Raw genomic sequence first — 24,504 nt, 5'->3', positions numbered from 1 at the left:
CGGCCGGGCGCAGGCCACCGGCATCGACGAGGCGATCGAGCTCATGCGGGGCGCGCGCGTGGCCGTGCTCACGGGCGCCGGCGTCAGCACCGACTCGGGCATCCCCGACTATCGGGGCGAGGGGGCGCCCGTTCGCACGCCGATGACGGTGCAGACGTTCCTCTCCTCCGAGTCGGCGCGCAAGCGGTACTGGGCCGGCAGCCACCTCGGATGGCGTGACTTCGCGGCGGCCGCGCCGAACACCGGCCACCGGGCGCTCGCCCGGCTCGAGGCATCCGGGGCGGTGTCGGGCATCGTGACGCAGAACGTCGACGGCCTGCACCGGCGCGCCGGGAGCCGCCACGTCGTCGAGCTGCACGGCGGTATGGACCGGGTCGTCTGCCTCGAGTGCGGGCAGCACTACGCGAGGCAGGCGATCGCCCAGGAGCTCACCGTGCGGAACCCGTGGCTCGACGCCGATCGCGCGGTGCGGCTCAACCCCGACGGAGACGTCGAGATCGACGACGTCGAGGCGATGCGCGTGCCCGTCTGCACGGTGTGCGGCGGCGTGCTCAAGCCCGATGTCGTGTTCTTCGGCGAGTTCGTGCCGGTGCCGACGTTCCGCGCCGGCGCCGCGCTCGTCGCCGGCTCCGACGTGCTGCTCGTGGCGGGCTCCTCGCTCGTCGTGAACTCCGGGATGCGGCTCCTCGAGCAGGCCCGCCGCAGCCGGCGCCCGGTCGTCATCGTCAACCGCGGCGCCACGAAGGGCGACGCCCGGGCCGCAGTGAAGATCGACGCCGGCACGAGCGAGACGCTCGCCGCCTTCGCGACCGCGCTCGATTCGTGAACCCGCCGCCCGACGTGCGAGAGTCGTCGACATGACGGATGCCTCGACGAGTGCCGCACCGGTGACGATCGCGCTCGTGCGCCACGGTGAGACGGACTGGAACGTGCAGCGCCGCATCCAGGGGCGCACCGACATCCCGCTGAACGACACCGGACGCCGCCAGGCCGTCGACACCGGCGCCGCGCTCGCCGCATCGGACAGCGACTGGGACGCGGTCTACGCGAGCCCGCTCTCGCGGGCGTCGGAGACCGCCGAGCTGATCGCCGCCGAGCTCGGCGCGCCGGTGCTCGGACATCTCGAGGCGCTCGCCGAACGGGGCTACGGCGTGCTCGAGGGGCTCGACCATGCGGGCCGTGCGGCCGTCGAGGCGCAGGCGGCCACGATCGAGGGGCTCGAGACGCGCTCCTCGGTGATCGAGCGCTCGAGCGCCGCCCTCGCGGAGATCGCGGCGGCGCACCCCGGCGGCCGTGTCGTCGTGGTGTCGCACGGCGGCGTGATCCACTCCCTCATCCTCCACCTGAGCGGCTGGACGCTGCCCTCCGCCGGCTACACCGTCACGAACGGGTCGGTGCACCTCGTGACCGCGGCGGCCGGTGAGTTCGAGCTCGCGGAGCCCGATCTGCTCACCGGCACCGGTGGCTGACCCGCCGCGCCGACTTCCGGCCGCCGCCGTCAGCGCCGCCGACGGCCGCCCGGTTCGGCGACGACCCGCTGCATGAGTGCGTAGAGCGCGGCCGCCGACTTCGCCCACGTGTACCGTGCCGCGACCTCGACCGATGCGGCCGAGCGTCGCTCCCACTCGTCGCCGTCGTCGAGCGTGCGCAGCGCCGCGACGAGCGTCTCGGGGCGGTCGGAGTCGAAGAACAGCGCGGCGTCACCGCCGATCTCGCGGAAGATCGGGATGTCGCTCACGACGACGGGCGTGCCGAGTCGCATCGCCTCGACGAGAGGGATGCCGAAGCCCTCGGCCTTCGAGGCGTGCACGAGCGCGGTGGCGCCGGAGAGCAGCTCGGCGTACGCGGCGTCCGTCACCCCGTCGTGGAAGACGAGACGGGCCTCCGGTGCGAGCCTCGTGAGTCGCTCGCGCTCCTCGTCGCTGATGCGGCTGAGCAGATGCAGCTCGTGGTCGGGGAGCGCGGCCGTCGCACGCACGAGCGTGTCGACGTTCTTGTACGGCATGTACGAGCCCATGTAGACGAGCCGGTGGCCGACGGGGCGGGTGCGCGGCAGGTCGGGCACGGCGAGGTCGTCGGCGGCGTTCGGCACGACCGTCACGGGCCGGCGCGTCAGCCGGTGCTCGCGGATGAGACCCGCGGTCGTCTCGGACACGGTCACGACCGCGTCGGCCCGGTCGAGGAGCGCACGCTGCGGCCACCACGCGAGGTGGTAGAGCCGCCAGAGGAGCCGGATCGCGGCGGGCAGGTCGCGCGGCGGCGTGCGGTTCTCGTAGTAGATGAGGTCGTGGAGGGTCAAGAGGAGCCGGTAGTCGCGACCCCACGAGCCCATCGTCTGCATCGGCGAGAACACGATGTCTGGGCGGAGGCGACGTACCTGGCGGGCGACGAAGGGCTCACGGGCGCTCGTCGGCGCGCTCACGAGTTGCCACGGGAGCGGCGGCAGCATCTCGAGCTGGCGGTGGTCGCTCACGAGCATCGTCACGGGATGCAGCTTCGCGAGCTCGCCCACGATGCCCGCAGTGAAGCGGCTGATGCCGTCGTGGTGCCCGATCCGGGTGTAACGGCAGTCGACGACGATCTTCATGCCCGCTCCCCCGCCTCGAGGAAGCGGGCGATCCGGCCCGCGGCGTCGCCGGGGGTCTCGTAGTGGATGAGGTGCCCGACCTCGGGGATGACTTCGAGGGTCGCGTCGGGGAACCGCGTGACGAGCCGTCGCTGGGCTTCGAGCGGAGTGACGTCGTCGCGCTCGGCCGCGACGAGCAGCGTCGGCACCGCGATGTCGGCCGCGTACTCGCCGACGTTGTGGCTGACTGAGGCGCGGAACGCCTCGACCAGCTGGTCGCGGTCGCCGAAGTCGGAGAAGTAGCGGTCGTGCTGGTCGTGGATCCAGCGACGGAGCTCGCGATCGCGGGTCTTGGCCATCGTCACGCTCATCACCCGGACGATCGCACCGTTGCGGAGCAGGGCGAAGCCGGCCCGTTCGGGCAGCGCAGCCGACGCGCGGTAGTAGACGACGGCGAGCCGGGTCATCACGCCTCTCGGCCCCTCGAGTGCCGGGGCGCCGATCGGGTTCACGAGCACGAGCCGGCGCGGGGCGAGGCCGCCGGCCACCGCCGCGCTCGCCACGATCGACCCGAACGAGTGGCCGAGCAGGTCGTAGTCGCCGTCGAGGCCGACCGCCTCGACGAAGGCGGCGAGCCAGCGCGCATAGCCGTCGATGTCGTGGGCGCGGTCGGCGAAGACGGCCGACGCACCGAACCCGGGCAGGTCTGGCGAGACGATGCGGTAGCCCGGCAGCTGCGCCACGATCGGTTCGAGCCCGTGGTGGTCGCCGCGGAAGCCGTGTACGAGGACCAGCACCGGCGCGCCCGCGTCGCCGTACTCCCACCACGCGGTCGACGTGCCGTCGACGTCGATGCGGTGCTCCCTGACTGGGATGCGGTCGAGCGCGGAGGCGTACGGCGAGGCGATCATCCCCGCCATTCTACGGACGGCGACTGCGCGCGACCTGCGCGTCGCGGCCCGTGCTCGCCGCGTCGCGCGGGATTGCACGGCCCGGGGTCAGGACACGCGATCGGCTGCACCGGTGATGACGGTGGCGCTGCATAGCCTGTGGCACATGGATGCTGTGAACGGGGCCCGCTGGGCCGACACCCTCGCCGTCTTCGACCTCGAGACGACCGGGATCGACGTCGACGTATGCCGCATCGTCACGGCGCACGTGGGCGTGCTCGGTGCCTCGGGCGAGGTGCTCGAGCGGCGCGAATGGCTCGTCGATCCGGGCGTCGAGATCCCGACGGCCGCCTCGCTCATCCACGGCGTCACGACCGAACGGGCTCGGCTCGAAGGGCAGAACGCCGCGACCGCGGTCGCCGAGATCATCGGCGAGCTCGCATCGGCCGCGGCGAGGGGCCTGCCGATCGTCGCGTACAACGCCGCGTACGACCTCACAGTGCTCGCGCGGGAGGCCGAGCGCTACGGGCTCGCCCCGCTGCCGGGCCCGGGCCCGGTCGTCGACCCGCTCGTCATCGACAAGGCGGTCGACCGCTACCGCAGGGGCAAGCGCACGCTCTCGGTCACGGCCGCCCACTACGGCGTCCGCCTCGACGACGCGCACGACGCGGGCGCCGACGCGGTCGCGGCCGGGCGGGTCGCACAGGCCATCGCGCGGGCCTACCCCGAGCTCGCGGCCCTCGCGATCGGCGACCTGCACGCACGGCAGGTCGAATGGTGCCGCGACCAGGCCGAGAGCTACCAGGCGTGGCGACGCGGCAACGGCGAGCCCGAATTCACGACGTCGGGCGCGTGGCCCGTGCGCGTTCGCACCGGCGCCTGATGCGAGGACGACGAAGGGGCGGGCGACCTCGGTCGCCCGCCCCTTCGTTCGGCTGGATTACTTGCCGAAGTTCTTGAAGCGCTGGTTGAACTTCTCGACGCGGCCGGCCGAGTCCATGATGCGCTGCTTGCCCGTGTAGAACGGGTGCGACTCGCTCGAGATCTCGACGTCGATGACCGGGTAGGTGACACCGTCGAGCTCGACCGTCTTGTCGCTCGTCGCGGTCGAGCGCGTGAGGAACGTGGCGCCCGAAGCCAGGTCGCGGAAGACGATGGCGTTGTACTCGGGGTGGATGTCGGTCTTCATGGAGACTTCCTTGGATTTCGGTTGATAGAGCGATCGGATGATGTTCGAGCTCCCGCCGCGCGAGTGTCGCACCTTCGCGGTGCCGTTCGTCGGCGGGAAAGCATGCTGGCCCCGAGGGCCAGCTAACGAGTTTAGCAGAGTCGAGGCGCGAACGTCTCAGACGGCGCGCGCGGCGAACCGCCCGTCGCGCTCGGTGAGCTCGATCTTCATGTCGAAGGTGGTGCTCAGCGCCTCGGCCGTGAGCGCCTCGGCGAGCGGGCCCGCCGCGACGATGCCGCCCTTCGACAGGAGCAGCGCGTGCGTGAAGCCGACCGGGATCTCCTCGACGTGGTGGGTGACCATGACGATCGCCGGAGACGCCGGCGACGCGGCGTAGCCGCCGAGGAGCCCGACGAGCTCTTCGCGGGCGCCGAGGTCGAGGCTCGCGGCCGGCTCGTCGAGGAGCAGGAGCTCGGGGTCGGTCATGACCGAACGGGCGATCTGCACGCGCTTCTGCTCGCCGTCGGACAGGCTGCCGAACCGGCGGCCCGAGAAGCCCTCGAGGCCCCACTCCTTGAGCACGCGCTCGGCGCGACGGAGGTCGATGCCCTCGTACTCCTCGTTCCAGCGCCCCGTGACCGAGTACGCCGCGGTGAGCACGACGTCGAGCACGGTCTCGTCGCGCGGGATGCGGCGGGCCATCGCCGTCGAGGCGAAGCCGATCATCGGGCGGAGCTCGAAGACGTCGACCTTGCCGAGCTTCTCCTGCAGCACCTCGGCCTTGCCCGAGGTCGGGTGCATCGCAGCGGCGGCGATCTGCAGCAGCGTGGTCTTGCCCGCACCGTTCGGCCCGAGCACGACCCAGCGCTCGTCGGAGTCGACGCTCCACGTCACCGAGTCGAGGATCGTGTTGCCATCTCGGACCACCGACACATCCCGGAACTGCAGAACCGTACTCGCACTCGCCATGCGTCCAATGCTATCGGGAGCGAAGTCGCCCTCCGGCGCACCCGTCGGGTCAGCGGCCGAGCACCCGCTCGTACACCTCGATCGTTCGGGCGGCGATCGCGTCCCACGCGAACTGCGTCTCGGCGCGCCTGCGGCCGGCCGCGCCCATCTCGGCGGCGCGCGCCGGATCGGCGACGACGCGCGTGAGCGCCGCAGCGAGATCGGCGACGAAACGGTCGGGGTCGAGCGGGGTGCCCGTGCCGTCGTCGGCCTGCTCGATCGGCACGAGCACGCCCGTGACGCCGTCGTCGACGACCTCGGGGATGCCCCCGGTCGCGGTGCCGACGACGGGCGCGCCGCAGGCCATCGCCTCGAGGTTGACGATGCCGAGGGGCTCGTAGATCGAGGGGCACACGAAGCACGTCGCCGCGGTGAGCAGTGCGGTGAGCTCGTTCCTGGGCAGATGGCGGTCGATCCAGACGACGCCGTCGCGCTCGGCGCGCAGGCCCTCGACGAGGCCCTCGACCTCGGCCATGATCTCAGGGGTGTCGGGAGCGCCAGCGCAGAGCACGAGCTGCACGTCGGCGGGCAGCAGCCGCGCCGCGCGCAGCAGGTACGGCAGGCCCTTCTGCCGGGTGATGCGGCCGACGAACACGATCGAGGGCCGTTCGGGGTCGACGCCGAGCGCGCGCACGGCGTCGGCGTCGTTCGAGGGCGCCCAGTCGGTGAGGTCGATGCCGTTGTAGACGACCTCCACGCGAGCGGGGTCGAGGTCGGGATACGAGCGCAGGATGTCGCGGCGCATGCCGTCGCTCACCGCGATGACGGCGTCGGCATCGGTGAAGGCGGCCCGCTCGACCCACGAGCTCAACCGGTAGCCGCCGCCGAGCTGCTCGGCCTTCCACGGTCGCAGCGGCTCGAGGCTGTGCGCGGTGACCACGTGCGGAACGCCGTGCAGTCGCTTGGCGGTGAAGCCGGCGAAGTTCGCGTACCACGTGTGCGAGTGCACGAGGTCGGCGCCCGCGGAATCGCCGGCGATGAGCAGGTCGACGGCCATCGTCGAGAGTGCGGCGTTCGCCTCGGCGAACTCGGCAGGCACCGGGTAGGCGGTCGTGCCGGCCTCCGTGCGCGGCGCGCCGAAGCAGCGCACCTGCACGTCGATGCTCGCCCTCAGCGCGCGGACGAGCTCTGCGGCGTGCACGCCGGCACCCCCGTAGACCTCGGGCGGATACTCACGAGTGAGGAGGTCGACGCGCATGCTGCAACGCTAGCGCAGGGGCCGGTGACACGCTCCGAAACCGGGAGCACCGAATCGCCGCCGGCTGGTTACAGTGGGCACATGGTTGCGCGCAAGGTCTTCGGTATCGTCCTCGCCGGCGGCGAGGGCAAGCGGCTCATGCCACTGACGGAAGACCGGGCGAAACCCGCCGTGCCCTTCGGCGGCCAGTACCGGCTCATCGACTTCGCGCTGTCGAACCTGTTGAACTCCGGCCTTCGCCAGGTCGTCGTGCTGACCCAGTACAAGTCGCACTCGCTCGACCGGCACGTGTCGCAGACGTGGCGGCTCAACGGCCTCCTGAACTCCTACGTCGCGTCGGTGCCGGCGCAGCAGCGTCTGGGCAAGCGCTGGTTCTCGGGATCGGCCGACGCCATCCTGCAGAGCCTCAACCTCATCTACGACGAGCGGCCCGACCTCATCGTCGTCGTCGGCGCCGACCACGTCTACCGCATGGACTTCTCGCAGATGATCGACGCGCACGTCGAGTCTGGGGCCGCCGCCACGGTCGCCGCCATCCGGCAGCCGATCGCGCTCGCGAACCAGTTCGGCGTCATCGAGGTCGATCCCGCCTCCCCCGAGCGCATCAACCGGTTCCTCGAGAAGCCGAACGACCCCGTCGGCCTGCCCGACTCCCCCGGCGAGGTGCTCGCCTCCATGGGCAACTACGTGTTCGACGCTCAGGCCCTCATCGACGCGGTGCTGAGCGACGGCGAGCAGTCCTCGTCGAGCCACGACATGGGCGGCGACATCATCCCCGCCTTCGTCGACCGCGGCGAGGCGGGGGTCTACGACCTGCAGCGCAACGAGGTGCCCGGCTCGACCGATCGCGATCGCTACTACTGGCGCGACGTGGGAACGATCGACTCGTTCTTCGAGGCGCATCAGGACCTCATCTCGGTGCTGCCGGTCTTCAACCTCTACAACCGGGAATGGCCCATCTTCAGCCAGCAGCTCAACTCGCCCCCGGCGAAGTTCACGCGCGATGCGCGGGGTTCGCTCGGCACCGTGATCGACTCGATCGTGTCGCTGGGCTCCGTCATCTCGGGTGCGCACGTCGAACGGAGCGTCCTCGGCCCGTGGGCGATCGTCGGCTCGGGGGCGCACGTCGCCGACTCGATCCTCTTCGATCGCGCACGCATCGAGGCCGGAGCGACGGTGCAGCGCGCCATCCTTGACAAGGAGGTGGTCGTCGAAGCCGGCGCACGCATCGGCGTCGACCGCGCCGAGGACGTCGCGCGGGGCTTCATCGTGACCGACAGCGGCATCACCGTCGTGGGCAAGGGCTCGCGCGTCCGGACGCACGCGTGAGCGCCGCGCAGACAGGCCGCTCCGGCGGCCCGCTCGTCGTGCTCGACGCCGACTCGACGCTCATCCGAGAGGAGGCGATCGAGCTGCTCGCCGAAGCCGCCGGCAGCCTCGAGCACGTCGCCGCCGTGACCGAGCGGGCCATGCGCGGCGAACTCGACTTCGCGGCGAGCCTGCGCGAGCGCGTCGCGACCCTCGCGGGTGTCGAGACCGCCGTGTTCGACGAGGTGCGGACCCGCATGACCCCGACGCCCGGCGTCGAGGCCCTCATCGCCGGCGTGCACGCCGCGGGTGGTCGCGTCGGCGTGGTGTCGGGCGGTTTCCACGAGCTGCTCGACCCCCTCGCCGAACGACTGGGACTCGACTTCTGCCGGGCGAACCGGCTCGCGGTCGTCGACGGCCGGCTCACGGGCGTGGTCGACGGGCCGATCATCGACGCCGAGGCGAAGCGCCTCGCGCTCGAGGAATGGGCCGACCGCAGCGCGATCCCGCTCGGCCGAACGGTCGCCGTGGGCGACGGGGCGAACGACCTCCGCATGCTCGACCGCGCGGCGCTCGGCGTCGCATTCTGCGCGAAGCCGATCGTGAGGGCGCAGGCCGACGTCGCGGTCGACCGACCCGACCTCGCTCAGGTGCTCGCGCTGCTCGGCCTGCGCGGCTGAGCCGCGTCGGCGGGAGCGTCGGACGCGCTCAGTGCCCCATGCCGAGGCCGCCGTCGACGGGGATGACGGCACCCGAGATGTACCCGGCGTCGTCGCCCGCGAGCCAGGCCACGACCCGCGCGACCTCGTCGGGAGACGCGAATCGTCCGAGCGGGATGTTCTTCTTGTACTCCGCCTGCTGCGCCTCGGGCAGCTCATCGGTCATGTCGGTCTCGATGAACCCCGGCGCGACGACGTTCGCGGTGATGTTGCGGGCGCCGAGCTCGCGGGTGAGCGAGCGGGCCATGCCGACCAGGCCGGCCTTCGACGACGAGTAGTTGATCTGGCCGGGCGAGCCGTAGAGCCCGACGACGCTCGAGATGAGCACGATGCGGCCGAACCGCGCCTTCAGCATGCCCTTCGACGCCCGCTTGACGACGCGGAACGCGCCCGTGAGGTTGGTGTCGATGACGCTCGTGAACTCGTCCTCGCTCATGCGCAGGAGGAGGGTGTCGCGGGTGATGCCCGCATTGGCGACGACGACCTCGACGGGGCCGAGCTCGGCCTCGATCTCGGTGAACGCGCGGTCGATCGACTCGGCGTCGGTGACGTCGGCCCGCACGGTGAGCGAGCCCTCGGGCCCCTCGCCGGAGCGGGCGGTGACGGCGACGCGGTGCCCCTGGGCGATGAACTCGCGGGCGATGGCGTAGCCGATGCCCCGGTTGCCACCGGTCACGAGGACGGTGCGGCTCGTCGTCATGCTGGACTCCGTTTCAAGGGTCGATGCGGGGAACTGGCCGTGCGGCCCGTCCCAGCATAGAGTGTCCCGTTCTCGGCATCCGTCGGGTCGCGACGGACGTAGGCTTGAAGCAAGAGGAGCGCCGTCAGATCCCGGCGACCACCATGAAGCAGCAGTCGATCACCTCGCTGCCGCCCTCCCCCGAAGCGGAGCGGCGCGCACGCATGATCAAGTACACGATCGCGATGACGATCCGGGTCGCCTGCATCTTCGCCATGCTCTTCGCGAAGGGATGGTGGCTCGCGGTCTTCGCAGCCGGGGCGATCTTCCTCCCCTACATCGCGGTCGTGCTCGCGAACGCGCAGGGTTCGGGTCGCGCGGGCCGTGCCGTCCGTCCCGATCGCGCCCTGCCCGCCGGGCCGTCCGCGCCCTCACCGGACGAAGGCGACGGAACCCGATGATCGGCGGACTCTCCGGCGCCCCCGACGGCGCCGTCTGCTCCCGCGCCGCGTGCACGACGGCCGCGACGTGGCGCATCGAATGGCGCAACCCCAAGATCCACACGGGCGACCGCAGCAAGACGTGGCTCGCCTGCGACGAGCACGTCGACTACCTGCGCGGGTTCCTCGAGGCCCGCTCGTTCCCGGTCTCCGTCGCCGCCTTCGGTCATGACGAGCGCGGCGCGGATGCCTCGACGGGAGGCCGCTCGTGAACGACTGGCGCTTCCTCCTCAGCGGCCGCTGGGCCGGGTACCTCGTCCTCGTGGTGATCTTCGCGATCGCGTGCTCGGCCCTCGGCACCTGGCAGCTCAACCGCCGCGCCGAGGCGCTCGCCGAGGTCGCCCGCATCGACGCGAACTACGACGCCGACGCCGTTCCCGTCGCCGAGGCGCTCCCCGATCCGGGCGCGTTCGACATCGACCAGCGCTGGCAGGTCGTGTCGCTCGAGGGCGAGTACCTGGCCGCCGACGAGGTCGTGGTGCGGAACCGACCGCTGGGCGGCAACGTGGGCTTCGAGGTCATCACCCCGTTCCGCCTCGACGACGGCACGGTGTTCATGGTCGACCGCGGCTGGATCCCGGAGGCGCCCGACGGACGACCGGGCGATATTCCGGCCGCGCCCTCGGGCGAGGTCGTGGTCGAGGCGCGCCTGAAGGCGGGTGAGGGCACGATCGCGGGCCGAACGTCGACGGGCACCGAGCTCGCGACGATCGATCTCGACGAACTCGCCGCACGGATCGACGCCCCCGCCTACACCGGCGCGTACGGCCTGCTCGTGCAGTCGCCCGACGACGCCGCCGAGCCGCCGCTCGCGGCCCCGCGCCCCGAGCGCGACGAGGGGCCGCACCTGTCGTACGCGCTGCAGTGGTTCGTGTTCGCCCTGCTCGCGTTCATCGGCCTGGGTTGGGCGGCGAACCAGGAGCGCAAGGGCCTCGCCGAGGCATCCACGGGCAGCGGCGGCGACCGCGGTCCGCAGCGCCGCGCACCGCGGCGACCCGAGCGGAAGGCCCGCCGCGACGAGGACGCCGACGTCGAGGACGGGATCCTCGACCGCCGGTAGGGCGCTCCCGGTCGATCGCTGCGGTGCGGCCGCGTGCGCGCGTCAAGCCAGTTCGATGAGCTCCTGGTACTCCGCCGACCAGTGGTCCTCCACGCCGTCGGGCAGGATGAGCACGCGCTCGGGGTTGAGCGCCTCGACGGCGCCCGGGTCGTGCGAGACGAGCACGACTGCGCCCTCGAAGTGCGAGAGCGCGTCGAGGATCTCGTCGCGGCTCGCGGGGTCGAGGTTGTTGGTGGGCTCGTCGAGCAGCAGCACGTTGGCGCCGGACACCACGATCATCGCGAGCGCGAGGCGCGTCTTCTCGCCGCCCGAGAGCACACCGGCCGGCTTGTGCACGTCGTCGCCGGTGAAGAGGAACGAGCCGAGCACCTTGCGCGCTTCGGTCTCGGTGAGGTTCGGCGAGGCCGACACCATGTTCTCGAGCACCGTGCGCTTGACGTCGATCGTCTCGTGCTCCTGCGCGAAGTATCCGATGCGCAGGCCGTGGCCGGGCTCGAGCTGCCCGGTGTCGGGCTGGTCGACGCCGGCGAGGATGCGCAGGAGCGTCGTCTTGCCGGCGCCGTTCAGGCCGATCACGACGACCTTCGAGCCGCGGTCGATCGCGAGGTCGACGGCGGTGAAGATCTCGAGCGAGCCGTAGCTCTTCGACAGGTCCGAGGCCTGCAGCGGCGTTCGACCGCAGGCCGCGGGCGTCGGGAAGCGCAGCTTCGCGACGCGGTCGACCTGGCGCACCTCGTCGAGCCCTGCGAGCAGCTTCTCGGCGCGCGCGACCATCTGGTGGGCCGCGGCCGCCTTCGAGGCCTTGGCGCCGAACTTCGCCGCCTGGAGCTTCAGCACGTCGGCCTTCTTCTCGGCGTTGGCGCGCTCCTTCTTGCGGCGCTCCTCGTCGGCGGCGCGCTGGCGCTGGTAGTGCTTCCACCCCATGTTGTAGACGTCGATGACCGATCGGTTGGCGTCGAGGTAGAACACGCGGTTCACGACCTCGCCGACGAGCTCGACATCGTGCGAGATGACGATGACACCGCCCTTGTAGCCCTTGAGGAACTCGCGCAGCCACACGACGGAGTCGGCGTCGAGGTGGTTCGTGGGCTCGTCGAGGATCATCGTGGAGGCGTCGCTGAACAGGATCCGAGCGAGCTCGATACGCCGGCGCTGGCCACCGGACAGGGTCTTCAGGGGCTGGTCGAGGATGCGGTCGGGCAGGTTGAGGTTCGAGGCGATCGACGCGGCCTCCGCCTCGGCGGCGTACCCGCCCAGCGCGTTGAAGCGGTCGGTGAGGTTGCCGTACTTCTTCATCGCCTTCTCGGCCACGACCGGGTCGTCGCTGCCCATGTTCATGGATGCCTCGTGCATGCCGAGCACGAGCGAGCCGAGGCCGCGTGCGTCGAGGATGCGGGTGCGTGCGAGCATCTCGGGATCTCCCGACCGCGGGTCCTGCGGGAGATAGCCGATCTCGCCCGAGCGGTCGATGCGACCGTCGGTGGGCAGGGTCTCACCCGCGAGGGTCTTCGTGAGGGTCGTCTTGCCGGCGCCGTTCCGGCCGACGAGGCCGATCTTGTCGCCGTCGGACACACGGAAAGAGACGTTCTCCATGAGCAGGCGCGCGCCGACGCGGATCTCGAGGTCGTGGACGGCGAGCACGGCGGGCCTCCTGGCGGGGTGGGTTCGATGGTGCCGAGTGGCACAGCCTCCCAGTCTAACCGGCGGCGCGCGGCCGCCTCGCGCGATGTCGGCAGCGTCGGGCAGACTCGCAGCATGACGACGGATGCCTCGCGCGATTCCGCGGTCGCGGCGCTGCGCGCGGCCCGGCTCCGGGCGCAGGGGCTCGTGACCCCGTTCGGCTCCCCCGCCGACGCGATCGAGCGGCTCGTCTGCGTGCAGGCGCAAGACCTCGCCGCAGCGAAGTGGGTGCTCGGCGCGCGCGTCCGCGACTCGAGCGAGGCGTCGATCGACGCCGCGATCGAGGGCCGGCTGCTGCTCAGGTCGTGGCCGATGCGCGGCACGCTGCACTTCGTCGACCCGGTGATGCTGCGTCCGATCCTCCGGCTCGCGTCGCCCCGGGTCCGCATGCGCTCGGCGAAGATGGAGCGCGACGAGGGCATCGACCTGCAGGTGCTCGCCACCGTCCGGGGCATCGCGGTCGCGCTGCTCGAGGGCGGGCGCTCCGCGACCCGCGACGAACTGCAGGCCGCCTGGAGCGCTGCCGGTGTCTCGACGACGGGCCAGCGCGGCTATCACCTGATCTGGCTGCTCGCGAGCGAAGGGCTCCTGTGCAACGGCCCGATCGAGACGCGTGCGCGACAGCGCTTCGTGCTCCTCGACGAGTGGTCGCCAGCGGGCGCGTCCGACCTCGGCGACGACGAGGCGCTCGCCCGGCTGTTCGCGGGGTACGCCCGGGGGCACGGTCCCGTCTCGGCTCGCGACTTCGCCTGGTGGACCGGGCTCACGCTCACGCAGGCTCGCGCCGCGGTCGATCTGGCGGGCGGCGCGGTCACCGCATGGGACGACGAGCGATTCGTCGCAGCCGACGCGCCGAACACGGGCCGTTCCGCGTCGGGGCATCACGTGCTCGCGCCGTTCGACGAGTACTTCCTCGGCTATGGCGATCGCTCCGCCTTCTGCTCCCCCGACGACGCGCTGCGCGTCGTGCCGGGCAAGAACGGCCTGTTCCTGCCGATCCTGGTGCGCGACGGCGAAGTGGTGGGCACGTGGCGCCGCTCCCCCGAGCGGCGTGCCGGCACCACCGTGACGCTCGCACCCTTCCTGGCTGGGTGCGAGCTCGACGGGTTCCGGCCCGCCCTCGATCGCTGGGCGGCGTTCTGGTCGGCCCGGCTCGCCGGGGTCGAGGTGGAGCCGACCGAGGTGGGGCCGACCGCCTGACGGCACGGCGCCGCACATTCGCGCGGGGACGCGTCCCCATGGCGCCGCCGGAACGACGAAGGGTCGGACGCCCGAGGCATCCGACCCTGTCGATCGCGCCGCGCGACCTACTGCTGGAAGTCCGCCTGCAGCTCGAGCGTGATGGTGACCTGGTCGCCGAGCAGCACGCCGCCGGTCTCGAGGGCGGTGTTGTACAGGAGGCCGAAGTCCTCGCGGTTGATGACGGCCTTCGCCGACGCGCCGCCCTTGTAGTTGCCGTAGGGGTCGCCGCCGAAGCCGCCGAACTCGAAGTCGAACGTGACGGGCTTCGTGATGCCGCGGATCGTGAGGTCGCCGTCGACCTTGAAGTCGCCCTTCTCGACGCGCACCCCGGTCGAGACGAAGTCGATCGTCGGGTAGGTCTCGGCTTCGAAGAAGTCGCCGGTGCGCAGGTGGGCGTCGCGGTTGGGCTCGTTCGTCGACACCGACGCGACCTCGGCCGAGGCGGTCACGGACGACTCGAGCGGGTTCTCCGCGGTCACGAAGGTCGCGTCGAAGCGCTCGAACTTGCCCTTGACCTTGCTGATCATGAGGTGGCGGATCTGGAAGCCGACCTCGCTGTGGGCGGTGTCGATCTTCCAGGTGCCAGCGCGATAGCCGGGGATCTCGATCGTCGGGGCGGTGGTCGTCATAGCTCGCTGTTCTCCAGTTCGATATCTCGGGGCCGATCGGCCTCACGTATGCAAACGCATGGATCTGCCGGATCTATTCCCGGAACCGGGGAACTTTCTTCGCGGACTCCCGACCCGCTCGACATTCAGCTCAGTTCGCGCCGCAGGGCGAGCACGCGCGTCACGGCGTCGTCGAGCCGCGCCTCGGAGATGCGCCCGGACGCCACGGCGTCCGTGATCGCCCCGACGAGCCCGTCGACCGAGATGCCGAACTCGGAGGGATCGGCGGGAAGCACGTAGAGCAGCAGGTCGGCACCGGCCGCCACGGCGCGCACCGCGTTCTCCCCGGGGTCGGCGTACTCGGGGAGCCCGTTGTGCTGCAGCATCAGCATGTCGTCGGTCACCACGACGCCGTCGAACCCGAGCTCGTCGCGGAGGATGCGGTGCCACGCGGGCGAGAGCGACGCCGGCGCCGGGTCGATGGCGGGATACGCGAGGTGTCCCGTCATCACGAGCTCCGCCCCCGCGTCGATCCCGGCGGTGAACGGGAGCGCCGGGCCGGTACGCCACGCGGCGAGGTCGAGCGGCGCGCTCGGAACGCTCGAGTGCGAGTCGCCGGGCGCGGCACCGTGCCCGGGGAAGTGCTTGAGCGTCGTGGCGACGACGCCGCGCTCGCCTCGGACGGCCGCCGCGACGCGATCGGCTGCCGCTTGCGGGTCGGTGCCGAGCACTCGTCCGGCGATGAACGAGTCGGGGTCGTCCGTGACGTCGGCGATGACGCCGAAGTTGACGTTCGCCCCGCCCGCGTCGACGCTCTGCGCGCGAGCCGCGAACGCCGCGGTCGTGTCGGACGACGGTGCAGCGCGGAGGGTTCCGGCACTCGCCGCCGTGTCCCAGTCGAGACGCTGCACCTCGCCGCCCTCCTCGTCGACGGCGATGAGCGGCGGGAGTGCGGGATCGACCGTGAGCGCACCGGTCAGTGCGCGCAGCGACGCCGCGTCGCCCGCGATGTTGTCGCCCATGAGGATGACTCCCGACACCCCCTGGTCGAGATAGGTGCGCAGCGGTCCAGGATCGGTGCCGGGTGCGTGCAGCATCAGGAGTGCGGCCGCCTTCTCGGCCGCGGTCATCGTCGAGACCCGGTCGGAGACCCAGTCCTCGGAGGCGTCGGCCGTCGGCGTGGCCATGGCCGTCGGCGTCGCGGATCCCTCGGTGCCGGCCGTCGCTCGCGTGGGCGCGCTCGCGGGTGCGCACCCGACGAGGAGCGCCGCTGCGACGGCGAGCACGGCGGGCGGGAGAAGGCGGGGGGAACGCACCCGGCGAGTGTACGCTGCGTGTCTGATCGGGCGCCGAGCGGGGGCGTGGGTAGACTCGCGGCCTCGGGAGGGGTGAGTCGATGCGCCGCAGACGCCTGATCGTGCACGCCGCGACCGCGCTGATCCTCGTCGCGGCCATCGGAGCGACGGCGTCGCCCGCTGCGGCTGAAGACTATCCCAGCTGGGACGAGGTCGAGGCGGCGAAGCAGAGCGTCGCGGCCAGGGCGGCCGAGGCGGATCGCATCACGGCCATCGTCGACGGTCTCGAGCAGGAGGCCGGCCGGCTCGGCGACGTCGCCGTGGAGGCCGCCGCGACCGCCGCGACGGCGGAAGCCGAGCACCGCGCGGCCGCCGCTCGGGCCCGGCAACTCCGATCCGACGCGGACGCGGCGGCCGGGACGGCCGACGAGGCCACCGCACGGTTCGCCCATCTGAGTTCGGTGCTCGCGCGCACCGGGGGCGCCGATGTCGCACTCCGGCTCTTCGTCGAGGCGGGCGACGGCGGTGACGTCGGAGATCTCCTGGACGGACTGAGTCGCGGCGCGCAGCTCAGCGACCTCGCAGCGGGACTCGCCGCGCGGGCCGATGCCGCCCAGGCCGAGTCGGCCTCGGTCAGCGCGCAGGCGGATGTCGCCGAGCGCGAACGCGGGCGTCTCGCGGCGGCGGCGGAGACCGCGGCCGATCAGGCGCGCGCCGCTCATGAGGCGGCCGAAGCGCGCGTCGCCGAACAGCGGCAGGCGCTCGACACGCTCTACGCGCAGCTCGCGAGCCTGCGCGACCGCTCGGTCGAGCTCGAACGCCGGTACCGCATCGGCGAGCAGGCGCGTCTCGAAGCCGAGGCCCGCGAACGCGCGGCGGCCGAGGCGGCCGAGAACGCCGCCGACTCCGGCGGCGGATCGGGCGGCGATGCTCCGCCGCCGGGCATGGTCGTCGACCCCGATGCGGCCAAGGCGTACGCGGCGGGCGCCGTCGGTCGCTTCGAATGGGGCTCCGCCCAGTTCGAGTGCCTCGTGCTGCTGTGGACGCGCGAGTCGAGCTGGCGGGCCGATGCGTACAACGCGTCGAGCGGAGCGTACGGGATCCCGCAGTCGCTGCCCGGCAGCAAGATGGCCGCCGCCGGCGCCGACTGGCGCACCAACGCCGCGACGCAGATCGAATGGGGCCTGTCGTACATCTCGGGCCGCTACGGCGCCCCGTGCGGTGCGTGGGCGCACTCCGAGCAGTTCAATTGGTATTGATGGATTCCGACGACCTCCTCTTCCGCCGACATGCCGCCGAGGGTGTGCTCCTCCTCGGCGGCGGCGCGGCCATCCTGCTGCAGCTCGCCGACCCCCGTGTGGCGCACGGCGTGGCACGGCACAGCGACTTCGCGCATCGGCCGCTCGACCGGCTGTTCGGCACGCTCGACTACGTCTACGCGATCGGGTTCGGCGACGACGCGATCGTGCGCGAGGCCGTGCGGCGGGTGAACCGACGCCATGGCCCCGTGCGCAACGGCGGGGGCGCGGAATCCCCCGCCTACAGCGCCTTCGACGCCGATGCCCAGCGCTGGGTGGCGTCGACGATCCTCGCGACGGCCCTCACCCTCCAGGAACGTCTCTGGGGTCCGCTCGACCCGCACGTCGCCGACGTCGTGGTGCGAGGCTACGGCGAACTCGGCATCGGCCTGCAGGCCGGCCGCGCGGGATGGCCCTCGACCCGGACCGGGTTCGATGCCTGGTGGAGCGGCCGCCTGGCGACGGTCGAGGTCGGTGACGAGGCACGCCGCATCGCACGCACCCTCCTCACCGCTTCGCCGGCGCTGCCACCCGGCTCGCGGTTCCTCCTGCCGTTCGTCAGGCTGATCACCGCGGCGCTGCTGCCGCCCTCGGTGCGAGACGCGTACGGCTTCCGCTGGACGCCGCGCGCCGAGCGCGTGAGCCACGCCTGGCTGCGCGCCGTCGCGATCGCCTGGCCCCACCTGCCGGCGAGCATCAGGCACGCCCCGATGCGGGCCTCGCTCACGCGCGCGAGCCGCGCGAACCGGTACGCTGGGCGGTGAGGCAGAGGACGACGATGACCCCGCAGGCACCGCACCGCAACGATGCGCTCGACAGCATCGATCGCCGAATCGTGGCCGAACTCAGCCGCGACGGACGGCTCTCCGTGCGCACGCTCGCCGACCGCGTGCACATCTCGCGCACGGCCGCCCACAACCGCCTGCAGCAGCTGCAGCAGCGCGGCGTCATCACGGGCTTCGGGGCGCAGATCGACCGCCGCTCGATCGGGCTCCACATCTCGGCGCTCGTCGTCGTGCGCATCGGCGACGTGTCCTGGGAGGAGATCGCGGCGAAGCTCGCGACGCTCCCCTTCGTCGAGAAGGTGCAGGCGGTCTCGGGCGACATCGACATCATCCTCACGGTGAGCGCGCCCGATCACGAGCAGCTGAGCCAGGCGATCCTGCGCGACATCCACGACATGCCCGGTGTCGTGTCGACGCGCAGCCATCTCATCCTCGAGGAGATCGACGGGCGACCACCCGCGCAGACCCTGGACATCTGGCGCACCTGACCGCACCGGTCGCGGACGATCGGCACGCATTCGGATCGTCGCAAGCCGTTCGTTCACGCTTGCGTGACACGCCCGCCGCCGCGGGCGAGCATGTCGCACGATGGGCACATGAGCCTCAATGTCGAGCACCTCCCGACGCGCACCCTTCCCGCCGAGAAGCCGCTCCGGCTCCTCGACAACGCCGGCCACGCGGTGTCCGGCGAGTCCACCGGCGGGTTCTCGCTGCCCGACGTCGAGACCCTCCTCGACCTCTACCGAAAGATGGTCGTCGCACGACGCTTCGACGTGCAGGTCACGGCACTCACCAAGCAGGGTCGGCTCGCGACCTATCCCTCGGCGTTCGGCCAGGAGGGTTGCGAGATCGGCGCCGTCGCGTCCCTCGACGCCGTCGACTGGCTCTTCCCGACCTATCGCGACAGCATCGCACTCCTCACTCGCGGCATCGCGCCCGGCGAGATCCTGCAGTCGTTCCGGGGCGACTGGCACAACGGCTACGACCAGCATGCGTACCGCACGGCCGCGCAGGCGACGCCGCTCGCGACGCAGGCGCTGCACGCGGTCGGGCTCGCGCACGCCGCCCGCCTTCGCCACGACCCGATCGTCGCGCTCACCTTCATCGGCGACGGCGCGACGAGTGAGGGCGACACGCACGAGGCCTTCAACTTCGCCGCGGTCTGGCAGACCCCGACCGTCTTCGTCGTGCAGAACAACCAGTACGCCATCAGCGTGCCGCTCGCGCGCCAGACGCGCGCGGCGACCCTCGCCGACAAGGCCGTCGGCTACGGCATGCCCGGGTTCCACGTCGACGGCAACGACGTGGCCGCGATGTACGCGGTCACGACGGCCGCGGTCGAACGGGCGAGGGCCGGCGGCGGCCCGACGCTCGTCGAGGGCGTCACCTACCGCATCGAATCGCACACGAACTCCGACGACCCGACCCGCTACCGCTCCTCGCGCGAGGTCGAGCACTGGAAGCGGCGCGACCCGATCGAGCGGCTCGAGAAGTACCTGGTCTCCGAGGGCGCCCTCACCGAGAGCCTGCGCGCCGACATCACGGACGCCGCCGAAGATCTCGCGGCCGCGACGCGCGAGGTCATGACCGTCGAGGCCGAGCTCGACCCGCTCGAGCTGTTCGATCACGTCTACTCGCGGCCGCGTGCCGCCCTCGCCGAGCAGCGCGCCTTCCTCGAGGCCGAGCTCGCCGAGGCCGCGCAGGAGGCCGGCCGATGACCGCCACCGCGACCGCAGGCGCCCGCGCCGAGGCATCCCCGACCGAACTGACGATGGCGGGGGCGCTGGGCGCCGCACTGCGCGATGCGATGGCCGCCGACGACCGCGTCGTCGTCTACGGCGAGGACGTCGGCCCGCTCGGCGGCGTGTTCCGGGTGACCGACGGCCTGCAGGCGCAGTTCGGCGAAGACCGCATCTGGGACTCGCCGCTCGCCGAGTCGGGCATCATCGGCACCGCCGTCGGCATGGCGATGTACGGCCTGCGCCCGGTCGTCGAGATGCAGTTCGACGCGTTCAGCTACCCCGCGTTCGAGCAGATGGTCTCGCACGTCGCCAAGATGCGCAACCGCACCAAGGGCCGCGTCACGCTGCCGATGGTCGTGCGGATCCCGTGCGCCGGCGCGATCGGCGGCGTCGAGCACCACTCCGACTCCTCCGAGTCGTACTGGGCGTCGACACCGGGCCTCACGGTCGTCATGCCCTCGAACCCCGCCGACGCCTACTCGATGCTGCGCGAGGCGATCGACAGCGACGACCCCGTGGTGTTCATGGAACCGAAGAGCCGGTACTGGGCGAGGGCCCCGCTCGCACTGCCGGTGACGACGGCGCCCATGGATCGTGCCGTCGTCGTGCGCGAGGGCACCGACGTCACGCTCCTCGCTTACGGGCCGACCGTCCGCACCGCGCTCGAGGCCGCCGACGCGGCGATCGACGAAGGGCTCTCGATCGAGGTCGTCGACCTGCGGAGCCTCTCCCCCTTCGACGACGAGACGGTCGGCGCGTCGGTGCGCAAGACGTCGCGCGCCGCCGTCATCCACGAGGCCGCCCAGTTCGGCGGCTACGGAGCGGAGGTCGCAGCCCGGGTGACCGAGCGCAACTTCCACCATCTCGCGGCGCCGATCCTGCGCATCGCGGGCTTCGACATCCCGTACCCGTCGCCGAAGCTCGAGGAGCACCACCTGCCGACGGCCGACCGCGTGCTCGCAGCACTCGACACCTGGGAGTGGGACGCATGACCCGCGAGTTCATCCTGCCCGACCTGGGCGAGGGCCTCACCGAAGCCGAGATCGTCGCCTGGCTCGTCGCGCCCGGCGACGAGGTCGCGATCGACCAGCCCGTCGTCGAACTCGAGTCGGCGAAGTCGGTCGTGCAGCTGCCGACGCCCTTCGCCGGCGTCGTCGAGTCGCTCGGCGGCGAGGTCGGCGAGACGTTGCACGCCGGCGCGGTGCTGCTGACGCTCGATGCCGCGACCGCGGCGACCGCGGCGACCGCCGGGGATGACTCGACCACGGCGGCCTCGGCGGCCGACGTCGCCTCGCCGGGTGCGGTTCCGGTGGCCGCCGAACCGGGCGTCGCCGCTCCGACCGATGTCGCGACCGAGGAATCGGGCGCCGTGCTGATCGGCTACGGGACTCGCACGAGCGGCGCAACCAAGCGCGCGGCCTCCGCGCCCGCACGATTCGGCCGTCGCCGCAGCGGCGGCGCTGGCGGCGGAGCCTCGACCGGCGCCGGTGCGAACGCGCCGACGATGCTCGACCCCGCGCGACGCTCCCCCGTCGTCTCCCCCATCGTGCGCCGTCTCGCACGTCAGCACGGGTTCGACGCGAGCCGGCTGACCGGCACTGGCCCCGACCACCTCGTCATGCGGCGCGACGTCGAGGCGTACATCGGCGAGCAGCAGGCGCAACGCCCCGGAGCCGACACTGCGCCGACTCGCGTCGGGGCATCCGCACCCGACGCCGCCCCGGCTGCCGCCCCCACCATGGCGGCCGGCGACGAGCGGCTGCCGCTCGACCGCGTCGCGCGGGCCGCCGCCTCGCACTTCTCGCGCTCCCGCCGCGAGATCCCCGAGGCGACCGTCTGGATGGACGTCGACGCGACCGCGCTCGTCGAGGCCCGGCGTCACCTGAACGAGGCGACCGGTGAACGCTTCGGCACCACGGCGCTCGTCGCGCGCTTCGTGGTGGCCGCGCTGCGCCGTCACCCCCGGCTCAACTCGAGCTACGACGCCGAACGCGGCGAGCTCGTGCTGCACGGCGCCGTCAACCTCGGACTCGCCGCGCAGACGCCACGTGGGCTGATGGTGCCCGTCGTGCACGACGCCGAGCGCATGACCCTGCGCGAACTGCGCGACGCGATCGGCGTGCAGACCGAGGCGGCGACGACGGGCGCGTTCGCCCCGAACGCCCTCACGGGGGGAACGTTCACGCTGAACAACTACGGCACCCTCGGGGTCGACGGTTCGGCTGCGATCATCAACCACCCCGAGGCGGCGATGCTCGGCATCGGGCGCCTCGTGGAGCGCCCCTGGGTGGTCGACGGCGCGTTGGCCGTGCGGACGGTGACGGAACTCACGCTTTCGTTCGACCATCGGGTGTGCGACGGCGCCGAGGCTGCGGCGTTCCTGACGTTCGTGGCGCGCTGCATCGAGCACCCGATCTCGGTGCTCGCCGAGCTCTGAGGCGGGCGGGCCCCGTCGATCGGCCGATCAGAAGAACTCGTCGGGCGTGCCCGCGGCGCGCTCGACGTCGCGGGTGTCGACACCCGCGGCGCGCAGCTTGGCGACCGACACCCGGAGGCCCGACTCCATCTGCGCCGCCCAGGCGTCGGACTCGCGGGCGCTCGTCTCTGCGGCGCGGGCGCGCGCGTCGGCCGACTCGGCCGCGTCGCGCGCGTCGCGCACCTGGCGCAGCGCGAGCGAGATGCCGTAGTAGGCGGCCACCATGGTCGCGATCGGCGCCGCGACGATCGCGAGCGCGCTGATCGCACCGGCCGACGGGCCGAAGGCGACGACGAACGCGAACGCGATGAACAGCACGACGATCGCGACGAGCACGACGAGCATGAATCGCAGGTCGCGGCCCCAGGGACGGACGTCGTTCGACGGGGCGGGCGGCATCGCAACGGTGTCGTCGGTCGACTCGGGTGCCGGTGCGAAATCGGGCACCGTCGGCTGGTCGTCGCGGCTCGGACGGGCGTACGCGTCTGACATTCGGACTCCGCTCCTACGTTCTGATCGACCCCCCAATTCTGGGCCGCCCCTGTCGGGGGGTCAAGGAACCGCGCCGGGCGCGGGCGGATGCCTCAGGCGGCGCGCCGCCTGGCGAGGCCGCGTTCGATCGTGGCGATGATCGCCGGGTCGTCGGGCTCGGTGGTCGGCCGGAAGCGGTGCACCTCGCCATCGGGGAGGATGACGAACTTCTCGAAGTTCCACTTCACGCGGCCGGCCTTGCCGCGGGCATCCTGCACCTTCGTCAGCTCCTCGTAGAGCGGGTGACGGTGACGGCCGTTGACCTTGGTCTTCTCCATGAGCGGGAAGCTCACGCCGTACGTCATCGAGCAGAACTCCTTGATGTCGTCGGCCTCGCCGGGCTCCTGCCCGGCGAACTGGTTGCACGGGAAGCCGATGACGGTGAAGCCCTGGTCTTCGTACTCGCGCTGCAGGGCTTCGAGCTTCTCGTACTGCGGGGTGAGCCCGCAGCGCGACGCGACGTTCACCACCATGACGACCTCGTCGGCGTGGTCGGCGAGCGAGGCGGGCTCGCCGTCGATGGTCGTGAGCGGGATGTCTCGGATCTGCACGCCTTCGAGCCTACGCCGCCGCGCGCTCGGTGTGGGCGGGTGCCGCTACGATCGCAACGCCCTACCGGAAGGATCCGACCCGATGCACCGCGCCCCGATCGCCGTTCATGCCTCCTCCGACGGCGGCCGGCGATGATGGGGGTCAGTCATGCGGTGAGCGGAGCGGCCGCCTGGATCGCCGTGACCGGCACCGTGCCGTACCTCTCGAGCGGTGCCCTTCCGCTCGACCCGGTCGCCGTGCTCGCAGGCTCACTGGTCTGCGCCGGAGCGGCCCTCCTCCCCGACGCCGATCATCACAGCGCGACCATCGCGCAGTCGGTGCCGGTGCTCGGCCGGTTGACCGCCCGCACCGTCGAGGCCGTCTCCGGCGGGCACCGGCACGGGGCTCACTCACTCCTTGGCGCATTCGTGGTCACGGGCGCGGCGTGGGCGCTCACCTTCGCGACCGTGGAGGTCGACGGAGTGGGTCCGCTCTCGATCGGCGTCGCCGCAGGCGTCGCCGCGCTCACGTGCTTCGGCGTCAAGGCGCGCGACTTCGTCGATTCGTGGTTCACCGCATGGATCGCGGGTCTCGCGCTCGCACTCGTGCTCATCGTCGTGGCGCCGGGCGGACTCGCCTGGTTCCCGCTCGCGGTCGCGCTCGGGTTCGTCGCCCACCTCGCCGGCGATGCGCTCACGACGGGCGGCCTGCCCGGTCTTCTCTGGCCGTGGATGCCGCGGCCGCCGTCCTTCGTGCGTGCCGTGCCGCTCGTGAACCGCGTCTGGCTGCCGAACGGGTTCGTCGCGCTGCCTTTGCTCGGCGACACCGGGTCGTGGCGAGAGAAGGCCCTCGGCGGGCTGCTGGCGCTCTATTGCACGGTCGCGGTCGCCGCTGAGGTGCTGCGCGCGATCGGCATCGAACTCGGGGCGTGACCTCTCGCGTCCGCCGGAGTCCCGCGCGGCCGCGGCCATGCGGCCATGCGGCCGCGGCAGACTACCGGCGGCGGCTGCGCTGCCCCGGGCGCCGCCAGCGGCGCGCGCGCTGCTCGGATGGGCTTCTACTGGCTGTTCGGGTATTCGGCGAGGTCCCGGTGCTCCTGAACGCCGGTCTCAACAACCACGGATCAAACTCAGCACGTACGACGTTGCATTGCGGGTGACTAGCGAGAGACGTTCAGGGGCCACGGGGCTCGCGAACGAGCGACGACCAACTCGCTCGTG

General features: G+C 72.0%; 27 protein-coding genes. 16 read left to right on the top strand and 11 right to left on the bottom strand.

The features are described from left to right. Positions 1-43 precede the first annotated feature (43 nt). Positions 44-826, top strand: a complete 783-nt coding sequence (locus LR269_RS12025) for a Sir2 family NAD-dependent protein deacetylase (RefSeq protein ID WP_231432331.1) — start codon at positions 44-46, stop codon at positions 824-826. 31 nt (positions 827-857) lie between these two features. Beyond that, positions 858-1,469: a histidine phosphatase family protein gene (locus LR269_RS12020; protein WP_231431014.1), complete on the top strand. Its 612-nt coding sequence runs from the start codon at positions 858-860 to the stop codon at positions 1,467-1,469. A gap of 29 nt (positions 1,470-1,498) precedes the next feature. On the opposite strand, the gene LR269_RS12015 is transcribed toward LR269_RS12020, so the two are convergent. Together LR269_RS12015 and LR269_RS12010 are read right to left on the bottom strand one after the other, a co-directional pair. Further along, positions 1,499-2,587, bottom strand: coding sequence for a glycosyltransferase family 1 protein (locus tag LR269_RS12015; protein ID WP_231431013.1), 1,089 nt, complete (start codon positions 2,585-2,587; stop codon positions 1,499-1,501). Beyond that, positions 2,584-3,477 carry an alpha/beta fold hydrolase gene (locus LR269_RS12010; RefSeq protein WP_231431012.1) on the bottom strand — a complete coding sequence of 298 codons (894 nt, stop codon included), beginning with the start codon at positions 3,475-3,477 and terminating at the stop codon, positions 2,584-2,586. Before LR269_RS12010 ends, LR269_RS12015 begins: the two co-directional genes overlap by 4 nt. Positions 3,478-3,622: 145 nt before the next feature. Between LR269_RS12010 and LR269_RS12005 the strand changes: the two genes are divergently transcribed. Then, positions 3,623-4,339, top strand: coding sequence for an exonuclease domain-containing protein (locus tag LR269_RS12005; protein ID WP_231431011.1), 717 nt, complete (start codon positions 3,623-3,625; stop codon positions 4,337-4,339). Positions 4,340-4,396: 57 nt separating this feature from the next. Here the strand turns inward: LR269_RS12005 and LR269_RS12000 are convergent, their stop codons facing one another. The 3 genes from LR269_RS12000 to glgA form a co-directional block, all read right to left on the bottom strand. Further along, on the bottom strand, positions 4,397-4,645 hold the full coding sequence (locus LR269_RS12000; protein ID WP_231431010.1) for a type B 50S ribosomal protein L31: 249 nt from the start codon (positions 4,643-4,645) through the stop codon (positions 4,397-4,399). Between the two features lie 156 nt (positions 4,646-4,801). Next, positions 4,802-5,593, bottom strand: a complete 792-nt coding sequence (locus tag LR269_RS11995) for an ABC transporter ATP-binding protein (protein WP_231431009.1) — start codon at positions 5,591-5,593, stop codon at positions 4,802-4,804. 49 nt (positions 5,594-5,642) lie between these two features. Then, the gene (glgA, locus tag LR269_RS11990; RefSeq protein ID WP_231431008.1) at positions 5,643-6,830 is read right to left on the bottom strand and encodes a glycogen synthase; all 1,188 of its coding nucleotides are present in this window, start codon (positions 6,828-6,830) and stop codon (positions 5,643-5,645) included. Positions 6,831-6,911: 81 nt separating this feature from the next. Here glgA and glgC point away from each other — a divergent pair, with 81 nt between their 5' ends. Together glgC and serB are read left to right on the top strand one after the other, a co-directional pair. Next, positions 6,912-8,159, top strand: a complete 1,248-nt coding sequence (gene glgC, locus LR269_RS11985) for a glucose-1-phosphate adenylyltransferase (protein ID WP_231431007.1) — start codon at positions 6,912-6,914, stop codon at positions 8,157-8,159. After that, positions 8,156-8,818: a phosphoserine phosphatase SerB gene (gene serB / locus LR269_RS11980; protein ID WP_231431006.1), complete on the top strand. Its 663-nt coding sequence runs from the start codon at positions 8,156-8,158 to the stop codon at positions 8,816-8,818. The genes glgC and serB overlap by 4 nt, the downstream gene beginning before the upstream one ends. A gap of 28 nt (positions 8,819-8,846) precedes the next feature. Here the strand turns inward: serB and LR269_RS11975 are convergent, their stop codons facing one another. Then, positions 8,847-9,557 carry a beta-ketoacyl-ACP reductase gene (locus LR269_RS11975; protein ID WP_231431005.1) on the bottom strand — a complete coding sequence of 237 codons (711 nt, stop codon included), beginning with the start codon at positions 9,555-9,557 and terminating at the stop codon, positions 8,847-8,849. A 104-nt stretch (positions 9,558-9,661) separates the two neighbouring features. Between LR269_RS11975 and LR269_RS11970 the strand changes: the two genes are divergently transcribed. From LR269_RS11970 to LR269_RS11960, 3 genes are read left to right on the top strand one after another with little or no spacing between them, the layout of a single operon-like run. Then, positions 9,662-9,997 carry a DUF3099 domain-containing protein gene (locus LR269_RS11970; RefSeq protein ID WP_231431004.1) on the top strand — a complete coding sequence of 112 codons (336 nt, stop codon included), beginning with the start codon at positions 9,662-9,664 and terminating at the stop codon, positions 9,995-9,997. Next, positions 9,994-10,248, top strand: a complete 255-nt coding sequence (locus LR269_RS11965) for a hypothetical protein (protein WP_231431003.1) — start codon at positions 9,994-9,996, stop codon at positions 10,246-10,248. Before LR269_RS11970 ends, LR269_RS11965 begins: the two co-directional genes overlap by 4 nt. Next, on the top strand, positions 10,245-11,096 hold the full coding sequence (locus tag LR269_RS11960) for an SURF1 family protein (protein ID WP_231431002.1): 852 nt from the start codon (positions 10,245-10,247) through the stop codon (positions 11,094-11,096). Before LR269_RS11965 ends, LR269_RS11960 begins: the two co-directional genes overlap by 4 nt. A 42-nt stretch (positions 11,097-11,138) precedes the next feature. Here the strand turns inward: LR269_RS11960 and LR269_RS11955 are convergent, their stop codons facing one another. Beyond that, positions 11,139-12,737 (bottom strand): ABC-F family ATP-binding cassette domain-containing protein, encoded by a 1,599-nt coding sequence (locus LR269_RS11955; protein ID WP_231431001.1) that lies wholly within the window; start codon positions 12,735-12,737, stop codon positions 11,139-11,141. 114 nt (positions 12,738-12,851) lie between these two features. On the opposite strand from LR269_RS11955, the gene LR269_RS11950 reads away from it, so the two are divergent. Then, positions 12,852-13,976 carry a winged helix DNA-binding domain-containing protein gene (locus tag LR269_RS11950; protein ID WP_231431000.1) on the top strand — a complete coding sequence of 375 codons (1,125 nt, stop codon included), beginning with the start codon at positions 12,852-12,854 and terminating at the stop codon, positions 13,974-13,976. Positions 13,977-14,083: 107 nt separating this feature from the next. On the opposite strand, the gene LR269_RS11945 is transcribed toward LR269_RS11950, so the two are convergent. Together LR269_RS11945 and LR269_RS11940 are read right to left on the bottom strand one after the other, a co-directional pair. Further along, positions 14,084-14,647, bottom strand: a complete 564-nt coding sequence (locus LR269_RS11945; RefSeq protein WP_231430999.1) for a YceI family protein — start codon at positions 14,645-14,647, stop codon at positions 14,084-14,086. Between the two features lie 125 nt (positions 14,648-14,772). Further along, on the bottom strand, positions 14,773-15,942 hold the full coding sequence (locus LR269_RS11940; protein ID WP_231430998.1) for a glycoside hydrolase family 3 N-terminal domain-containing protein: 1,170 nt from the start codon (positions 15,940-15,942) through the stop codon (positions 14,773-14,775). An 80-nt stretch (positions 15,943-16,022) separates the two neighbouring features. On the opposite strand from LR269_RS11940, the gene LR269_RS11935 reads away from it, so the two are divergent. From LR269_RS11935 to LR269_RS11910, 6 genes are all read left to right on the top strand, one after another. Beyond that, positions 16,023-17,180 carry a hypothetical protein gene (locus tag LR269_RS11935; RefSeq protein ID WP_231430997.1) on the top strand — a complete coding sequence of 386 codons (1,158 nt, stop codon included), beginning with the start codon at positions 16,023-16,025 and terminating at the stop codon, positions 17,178-17,180. Then, the gene (locus LR269_RS11930) at positions 17,180-17,983 is read left to right on the top strand and encodes an oxygenase MpaB family protein (RefSeq protein WP_231430996.1); all 804 of its coding nucleotides are present in this window, start codon (positions 17,180-17,182) and stop codon (positions 17,981-17,983) included. Before LR269_RS11935 ends, LR269_RS11930 begins: the two co-directional genes overlap by 1 nt. A gap of 14 nt (positions 17,984-17,997) precedes the next feature. After that, positions 17,998-18,492, top strand: coding sequence for an Lrp/AsnC family transcriptional regulator (locus LR269_RS11925; protein WP_231430995.1), 495 nt, complete (start codon positions 17,998-18,000; stop codon positions 18,490-18,492). A 108-nt stretch (positions 18,493-18,600) separates the two neighbouring features. Beyond that, complete coding sequence (pdhA, locus tag LR269_RS11920; RefSeq protein ID WP_231430994.1) at positions 18,601-19,722, top strand: pyruvate dehydrogenase (acetyl-transferring) E1 component subunit alpha; 1,122 nt, start codon at positions 18,601-18,603, stop codon at positions 19,720-19,722. Next, positions 19,719-20,738 (top strand): alpha-ketoacid dehydrogenase subunit beta, encoded by a 1,020-nt coding sequence (locus tag LR269_RS11915; RefSeq protein ID WP_231430993.1) that lies wholly within the window; start codon positions 19,719-19,721, stop codon positions 20,736-20,738. Before pdhA ends, LR269_RS11915 begins: the two co-directional genes overlap by 4 nt. Further along, positions 20,735-22,183 (top strand): dihydrolipoamide acetyltransferase family protein, encoded by a 1,449-nt coding sequence (locus LR269_RS11910; protein WP_231430992.1) that lies wholly within the window; start codon positions 20,735-20,737, stop codon positions 22,181-22,183. Before LR269_RS11915 ends, LR269_RS11910 begins: the two co-directional genes overlap by 4 nt. Positions 22,184-22,210: 27 nt before the next feature. Here LR269_RS11910 and LR269_RS11905 read toward each other — a convergent pair whose 3' ends face one another. Beyond that, positions 22,211-22,714 (bottom strand): hypothetical protein, encoded by a 504-nt coding sequence (locus LR269_RS11905; protein ID WP_231430991.1) that lies wholly within the window; start codon positions 22,712-22,714, stop codon positions 22,211-22,213. 92 nt (positions 22,715-22,806) lie between these two features. Beyond that, a complete protein-coding gene (locus LR269_RS11900) occupies positions 22,807-23,304 on the bottom strand; it encodes a glutathione peroxidase (protein WP_275505787.1) in 498 nt (165 codons plus the stop codon). A gap of 132 nt (positions 23,305-23,436) precedes the next feature. On the opposite strand from LR269_RS11900, the gene LR269_RS11895 reads away from it, so the two are divergent. Next, positions 23,437-24,216: a metal-dependent hydrolase gene (locus LR269_RS11895; protein ID WP_308191648.1), complete on the top strand. Its 780-nt coding sequence runs from the start codon at positions 23,437-23,439 to the stop codon at positions 24,214-24,216. The last annotated feature ends 288 nt before the right edge of the window (positions 24,217-24,504 follow it).

The sequence above is a fragment of the Agromyces sp. S2-1-8 genome, from assembly GCF_021129215.1.
Classification (GTDB): Bacteria; Actinomycetota; Actinomycetes; order Actinomycetales; family Microbacteriaceae; genus Agromyces; species Agromyces chromiiresistens.
The sequence above is the reverse complement of the archived record's forward strand: the minus strand, read 5'-3'. Positions and strand labels throughout refer to the sequence as shown.

What these genes read in the sequence shown, in the direction of transcription:
- LR269_RS12015 (WP_231431013.1), bottom strand. Translation starts at nt 2,587, where the DNA reads ATGAAGATCGTCGTCGACTGCCGTTACACCCGGATCGGGCACCACGAC.
- LR269_RS11995 (WP_231431009.1), bottom strand. Translation starts at nt 5,593, where the DNA reads ATGGCGAGTGCGAGTACGGTTCTGCAGTTCCGGGATGTGTCGGTGGTC.
- LR269_RS11965 (WP_231431003.1), top strand. Translation starts at nt 9,994, where the DNA reads ATGATCGGCGGACTCTCCGGCGCCCCCGACGGCGCCGTCTGCTCCCGC.
- LR269_RS12020 (WP_231431014.1), top strand. Translation starts at nt 858, where the DNA reads ATGACGGATGCCTCGACGAGTGCCGCACCGGTGACGATCGCGCTCGTG.
- LR269_RS12000 (WP_231431010.1), bottom strand. Translation starts at nt 4,645, where the DNA reads ATGAAGACCGACATCCACCCCGAGTACAACGCCATCGTCTTCCGCGAC.
- LR269_RS12025 (WP_231432331.1), top strand. Translation starts at nt 44, where the DNA reads ATGCGGGGCGCGCGCGTGGCCGTGCTCACGGGCGCCGGCGTCAGCACC.
- glgA (WP_231431008.1), bottom strand. Translation starts at nt 6,830, where the DNA reads ATGCGCGTCGACCTCCTCACTCGTGAGTATCCGCCCGAGGTCTACGGG.
- glgC (WP_231431007.1), top strand. Translation starts at nt 6,912, where the DNA reads ATGGTTGCGCGCAAGGTCTTCGGTATCGTCCTCGCCGGCGGCGAGGGC.
- LR269_RS11915 (WP_231430993.1), top strand. Translation starts at nt 19,719, where the DNA reads ATGACCGCCACCGCGACCGCAGGCGCCCGCGCCGAGGCATCCCCGACC.
- LR269_RS12010 (WP_231431012.1), bottom strand. Translation starts at nt 3,477, where the DNA reads ATGATCGCCTCGCCGTACGCCTCCGCGCTCGACCGCATCCCAGTCAGG.
- LR269_RS11930 (WP_231430996.1), top strand. Translation starts at nt 17,180, where the DNA reads ATGGATTCCGACGACCTCCTCTTCCGCCGACATGCCGCCGAGGGTGTG.
- LR269_RS11950 (WP_231431000.1), top strand. Translation starts at nt 12,852, where the DNA reads ATGACGACGGATGCCTCGCGCGATTCCGCGGTCGCGGCGCTGCGCGCG.
- LR269_RS11925 (WP_231430995.1), top strand. Translation starts at nt 17,998, where the DNA reads ATGACCCCGCAGGCACCGCACCGCAACGATGCGCTCGACAGCATCGAT.
- LR269_RS11935 (WP_231430997.1), top strand. Translation starts at nt 16,023, where the DNA reads ATGCGCCGCAGACGCCTGATCGTGCACGCCGCGACCGCGCTGATCCTC.
- LR269_RS11975 (WP_231431005.1), bottom strand. Translation starts at nt 9,557, where the DNA reads ATGACGACGAGCCGCACCGTCCTCGTGACCGGTGGCAACCGGGGCATC.
- LR269_RS11945 (WP_231430999.1), bottom strand. Translation starts at nt 14,647, where the DNA reads ATGACGACCACCGCCCCGACGATCGAGATCCCCGGCTATCGCGCTGGC.
- LR269_RS11910 (WP_231430992.1), top strand. Translation starts at nt 20,735, where the DNA reads ATGACCCGCGAGTTCATCCTGCCCGACCTGGGCGAGGGCCTCACCGAA.
- LR269_RS12005 (WP_231431011.1), top strand. Translation starts at nt 3,623, where the DNA reads ATGGATGCTGTGAACGGGGCCCGCTGGGCCGACACCCTCGCCGTCTTC.
- pdhA (WP_231430994.1), top strand. Translation starts at nt 18,601, where the DNA reads ATGAGCCTCAATGTCGAGCACCTCCCGACGCGCACCCTTCCCGCCGAG.
- LR269_RS11905 (WP_231430991.1), bottom strand. Translation starts at nt 22,714, where the DNA reads ATGTCAGACGCGTACGCCCGTCCGAGCCGCGACGACCAGCCGACGGTG.
- LR269_RS11895 (WP_308191648.1), top strand. Translation starts at nt 23,437, where the DNA reads ATGATGGGGGTCAGTCATGCGGTGAGCGGAGCGGCCGCCTGGATCGCC.